This is a genomic window from Bacteroidota bacterium, assembly GCA_034723125.1.
In the GTDB taxonomy this organism is placed as follows: domain Bacteria; phylum Bacteroidota; class Bacteroidia; order CAILMK01; family JAAYUY01; genus JAYEOP01.
Genome location: JAYEOP010000561.1, coordinates 1,434 through 7,431, shown reverse-complemented (window position 1 = coordinate 7,431; position 5,998 = coordinate 1,434). Strand labels below are relative to the sequence as shown.

The following is a 5,998-nucleotide window of genomic DNA, read 5'->3' as shown; positions in this document are numbered from 1 at the left end:
TTTTTTTTAAAATGCAATATTACAAACAAAAACAACAAATTTACACTTCAATTTACACTCAATTGCATAAACACTTTATGGCTTACGCTCGTTTTTATTGAGTGTGGAATAATATCAGCTTTTAATGTGGTTCTTTCCTTGCTCTTTGCAAATGAATTGCATTACAAATGCCTTAAAATTTACAAAAACTCAAGGGGGGGGCTATAAATAGTGGCTATAAGAAAACTCATATATTTTTGACTATTAGAATATTATGTGTATTTTGTCGCTTGAATCTAATGTCATAAAGTAGTCATTAAATTGTCATTAAGTTACAAAACCCAATGACAGATTGGCTAAATGACTATTAATGACAATTGAATGACTTTTACATTCACATCCATTATTAATTCAAAGCCCAAGTATAATGAGTAATACAAAGTTTTTTTAGTGCCACTAAATACATTTCTTTATTTCTATTTCTTTATTTACATCAATTATCAAAATTATTGCATTAAATTTGGATTTAGTATTTTCAATATTGTATCTTTATGACTTAATATTAAATTGATATAAAACCACTCATTAAATGAATAAAACTGAAAAACTAGAGAAAGAATTTTTACTTTTAAAAAAGGAAAATGCTATTCTTAAAAATCACTATAAAGAACTTGAAATAATTAAAAATACAATTAACAATTGCACTAAACTTTCAAATATCAAAGAAATATACCGAACATTTGGAGAAACAATTCATGAATTAAATCCACAGGCATTTATAGTGCTTTCTTTATATGACAAGACATTAGATTCTCAAAATATAAGAGAGATTTATGGTGCCGGAAGTAAAATGCAAAAGATAATTAATATTATTGGCAAAGACCCACGAAAAATAAAATATGAAACTCCAGATTTCACTGAAGAGCAACAAAAAGCACAAACTTCAGGGAAAATAATTAAAATTAAAGGAGGAATTCATGAAGCTTCTTTAAAAAAAATCCCAAAAACAATTTCTAAGATATTGGAAAAAACATTATCAATAGGTAAAATTTACGCTTTAGGTTTTGCCATGAACAATAAACCTTTTGGAAATATTATTATTTTTTTAAAAAAAGGAAATAACTTAGAACATCCAAATGCATTGCAAACACTTTCAAATCATTTTTCAGTAGAAATAAGCCGTAAAATATCTGAAGAAAAACTTTTACGGTCAAATGAAATATATACAAAAATCCTTAATAATATTAATGCAAGAATTTATGTTGCTGATATGCAAACATATAAATTGCTCTTTGTAAATAAAAATATTAAAGAAAGTTTTGGAGAAATAAACGGGCAAAAATGTTACAAAGCATTACAAAACCTAAACAGCCCTTGTAGCTTTTGTACTAACAAAAAATTAATTGAAGGCAAGCCATATAAAACAATAACATGGGAACATCAAAATAATATTGACAAAAAATGGTATAAAATAAATAATAGCAAAATTAAATGGTTTGATGGGGAATTCGTTAGGCTTGAATTGGCTACGGACATAACAGAACAAAAGCAAACTGAAAACAAGCTGAAAGAAAATTCACTAAAGCTAAAAGAACTTAACGAAACAAAAGATAAATTCTTTTCAATAATAGGGCATGACATTAAAAGCCCTTTCAACTCAATTATAGGTTTTGCCAAATTGATTATTGAAGATTTTGAGGAGCTTGATGAAGAGGAAGTATTTGAAATGGTAAACATTATTCTTAAAGCAAGTACAGAAACAAATAATCTTTTAGATAAACTTTTACTTTGGGCAAGTACCCAAAATGGCAGGATTGAAATACATCCAAAAGAAAACGACATCTTTGAAATTATAAGCACATCGCTTTTGCATCTTATCTCAAATATTGAAAAGAAAAAAATAAAAATAAATAATTCGGCAAAAGAAAATACTATTGCTTTTTTTGATAATGAAAGCATAAATACCGTTGTTAGAAATTTGCTTTCAAATGCAATTAAATACAGCAATCAGGGTGGGGAAATTAATCTCTCTACAACTAAAAATTCCAATTCCATTATTTTAACAATAGAAGACAAGGGAATTGGTATGAGTAAAGAAACAATTGACAATCTCTTTAAAATAGATAAAAAAATATCGGTGCGAGGAACTAATAATGAAAAAGGAACAGGACTGGGATTACTTATTTGTAAAGAATTTATTGAACTTAATAATGGAAAAATAAGTATTGAAAGTACTAAAGGAAAAGGTTCTGTTTTTTCATTAACTTTGCCATTAACAAAAAATGATAAAATAATTTAAATTAAAAATAAAATGGAAAAACTAAAAATTCTAATTTTAGAAGACAATAAAAATGATTTTGAATTAATTAAATTGGAACTAAAAAGAAAGAAATTCAATTTTGAATGCAAGCATGTTGATACAAAAGATCCATTTATAAAAGAGCTGAAAAACTACAAAGCCGACATCATTCTTTCCGATTACAACCTACCACAATTTACAGGTTTTGAAGCACTTGAATTATCAAAAGAATATACACCAAAAACACCATTTATAATTGTTACTGGTACCTTAAATGAAGAAACTGCTGCCGAATCAATAAAAAAAGGTGCTTGGGATTATGTTGTTAAAGAACGTCTTTTTCGTTTGGAAGGAGCCATCAAAAACTCTCTTAAACTAAAAAAACAAATTGACGAAAAAGAGAAAACAGAAAAAAAACTTATTGAAAATGAAAAAGACTATCGACTACTTTTTGAAAATGCCCCTATAGGAATTTCTATTGCGTCCCTTGATGGAATTATTATAAAAGCAAACAATTCCTTTACAAAAATTACAGGATTTTCGGAAAAAGAACTTTTGGAAATAAATATTTTTGACATTACATATAAGCCTGAACACAAAGATATTCAGAAAACAACAATGAAAAAAGTGATTGAGGATAAAGTAACAAATCATCAAGGGGAAGTAAAATTGATTAATAAAAACAATAAAATAATTGATGTTTTTATCCAAACTATCATTCACAAAGACAGTAAAGGAAATCCACTTCACTTTATAAGTTTTGTTGAAGATATTACTGAAAGAAAAAACTATGAGAAAAATATTTTTGAAGCCAAAGAAAAAGCAGTAGAATCAGACCGCTTAAAATCTGTTTTTTTAAAAACTATATCGCATGAATTAAGAACACCATTAAATGCAGTAATTGGATTTTCAGATTTACTAAATGATACACTACCTGGCGAAACAATAAACGAATTTACCGAAATGATAAACACTAGTGGAAATAATCTTCTAAATATTGTTGAAAATATTTTTGAAACATCAATGATTGAAAGCGGTGAAGAAAAAATACAAACAACTACTTTTTTTATATATGATATTTTTAATAATATTGAAGCAATCATTAAAGCAGAACAAAAGAAAGCAAAAAAAGAACATCTTAAATTAATTTATAAACCTAACTCAAGTAAAATAAAAATTAAAAGCGATTTTGAAAAATTGAGCAAAGCAATTATCCTTTTAATACAGAATGCTATCAAGTTTACAGAAGAAGGAATAATTGAATATGGATTTAATATTAAAAATAATAATGAATTAGTAATTTTCGTAAAAGACACAGGAATAGGAATCCCCAAAGAAAAACATAATCTTATTTTTGAATATTTCAGGCAAATTGAAGATACGGATACTCGCAGATATGAAGGAGTAGGAATTGGTCTTACTTTAGCAAAAGACATTACTCAATTATTAAAAGGAGAAATTTGGCTTATTTCTGAAAAGAAAAAAGGAAGTACATTTTTTATTTCAATTCCTTTCGATAAAACTATAGAAAAACCAAAAGAAGCTAAAAGCAAAAAAATTGATATTAGCAATATTTCTCTAACAAACAAAAAAATACTTATTGCAGAAGATGAAGAAACTAACTACATATTGTTAAAAACAATTTTAAGTGTAGAAGGAGCTAAAAGCACTTGGGCAGTAAATGGAATAGAGGCAGTTCAATTAACAAAAGAAAATGACTATGACCTTATACTTATGGATATAAAAATGCCAATGTTGAACGGAATTGAAGCTACTAAACAGATAAAAAAAATCAAAGCTCACATAAATATTATTGCAATAACAGCTTTTACAAATAAATTAGATATTGATACGATAACAAATGCAGGATGTGATGCTTATATAAAAAAACCTTTTAATAAAAAATCATTGATAGAAACTATTAAAAAAAATATTAACAATCCACGACAATAAAGATAAACTAACAACTATTAAAGCAGTAAAAAATAACATTATGAATTATGAGTTGTGAATTAAAAGTGAAAAATGAAAAATTACTGGTTACAAATTATGAGTTGTTGGCTTTTAACTTTTAGCTTTTAGTTTTTAGTTTTAAAGTTAATCCTAATTACTACTAACTGCCGACTGTGGACTGAAGACTGAGGACTGAGAACTAAAGAAATTACGTCCTAAGGGCAAATGACAATAAATGACACGAGCAAAGCGAGTAAATGATACGAAGAAAAAAACAAAAGAAATGAAAAATCAAGAAAATAAATTAAAAGATGAATTGAACAAAGAAATTGAAGTGCTGCAAGAAAAAGTTAAGAATTTGGAAAAATCAGAAGAAAAATTTCGATTAATTGCAGAAAATACAAGTGATGTTATAACATTGCAAACATTTGATCTAAAATCATCTTATACTTATGTAAGTTCTTCAGTTAAAGTATTAGCCGGTTATGAGCCGGAAGAACTGTTAGGAAAGTCCTGTTTTGATATTATTCATCCCGAAGATAAAAAAGTGTTATTTCCTTTGCTAAAGAAATTTATTGCTTACAAATTAAAAAATCTTATCACCGGAAAAGAATCAACTTTTAACGAAACAATTGAATTACGCATCAAAAATAAGTCAGGAAAATGGATATATGTTCAAAGTACTGCAAACATTTTAGGAGATCAACTTTTGTTTGTTACCAGAAATATCACAGAGCGCAAACAAACAGAGAAAGCACTACAGGAAAGTGAGAACCAATTGCAAACTTTGATTGATGCTATGCCTGATTTTGTTTGCTTTAAGGATGGGAACGGACGTTGGCTTAAAGCTAATGATGCAAGCATTCGGATTTTTCAACTCAGTAACATAGACTATAGGGGAAAGAAAGATTCAGAATTGGCTAAACTAAACAGTAATCTTCGAGGTGCATTTATTACTTGTAGTGAAACCGATGCAAAAGCATGGAATAAGGGTGCCATTATTCACACCGAAGAGACGGTTACTGATCCCGATGGTTTAATTCGGGTTTTTGATGTATCAAAAGTACCTGTATTTTATCCTGATGGTAAGCGAAAAGGACTTATTGTTTTGGGTCATGATATTACTGATCGCAAAAATGTAGAAGATACATTAAAACAATCGGAAAAAAAACACAGAGATTTATTTAAAAAATCAAAAGATGCTATGTTAATTATTCATAATGGGAAATTTGCAGATTGTAATCAAGCTACAATTAATATGCTTGGTTATAATAACAAAGATGAGTTTTTAAATACGCACCCTTCTGAAATATCACCTGAAAAGCAAGCGGATGGAAAATTGTCATTTACAAAAGCAAATGAAATGATGGAAGTAGCTTTAAAAAACGGCAGTCACCGCTTCGAATGGAATCATAAGAAATCGAATGAAGTAGTTTTTCCTGTTGAGGTTATGTTGACCGCCATTTCTACTGATGAAAAAAATCAAATCTTATACACTATCTGGCGGGATATCACCGATCGCAAAAAAGCTGAAGAAGAAATCCGAAAATTATCCAAAGTAGCAGAAACAACTCCTGACGCAATTGTGATATCAGATATAGAGGGAAAAATAGAATATGTAAACCGGGGACTTCTTTCACTTGGTGGTTTTAAAGATGACAGCTCAATAATCGGGAAACCGGTATTTATGTTCACTAATGAAAAAGGTATAAAACAATTAAAAGAAGAAGTTATTCCAACAATATTATCTAAAGGAAAATGGGAAGG

General features: G+C 28.1%; 4 protein-coding genes. All 4 read left to right on the top strand.

The features are described from left to right. Positions 1 to 207: hypothetical protein (locus U9R42_14290; GenBank protein MEA3497193.1), on the top strand; the 207-nt coding region annotated here is incomplete at its 5' end. Positions 208 to 568: 361 nt separating this feature from the next. Continuing rightward, entirely contained in the window at positions 569 to 2,278 is a 1,710-nt protein-coding gene (locus U9R42_14285; GenBank protein ID MEA3497192.1) for a PAS domain-containing sensor histidine kinase, read from the top strand. Between the two features lie 12 nt (positions 2,279 to 2,290). Continuing rightward, positions 2,291 to 4,231: a response regulator gene (locus U9R42_14280; protein MEA3497191.1), complete on the top strand. Its 1,941-nt coding sequence runs from the start codon at positions 2,291 to 2,293 to the stop codon at positions 4,229 to 4,231. 283 nt (positions 4,232 to 4,514) lie between these two features. Beyond that, positions 4,515 to 5,998 (top strand): PAS domain S-box protein (locus U9R42_14275; protein MEA3497190.1); only part of this gene is annotated, 1,484 nt, incomplete at its 3' end.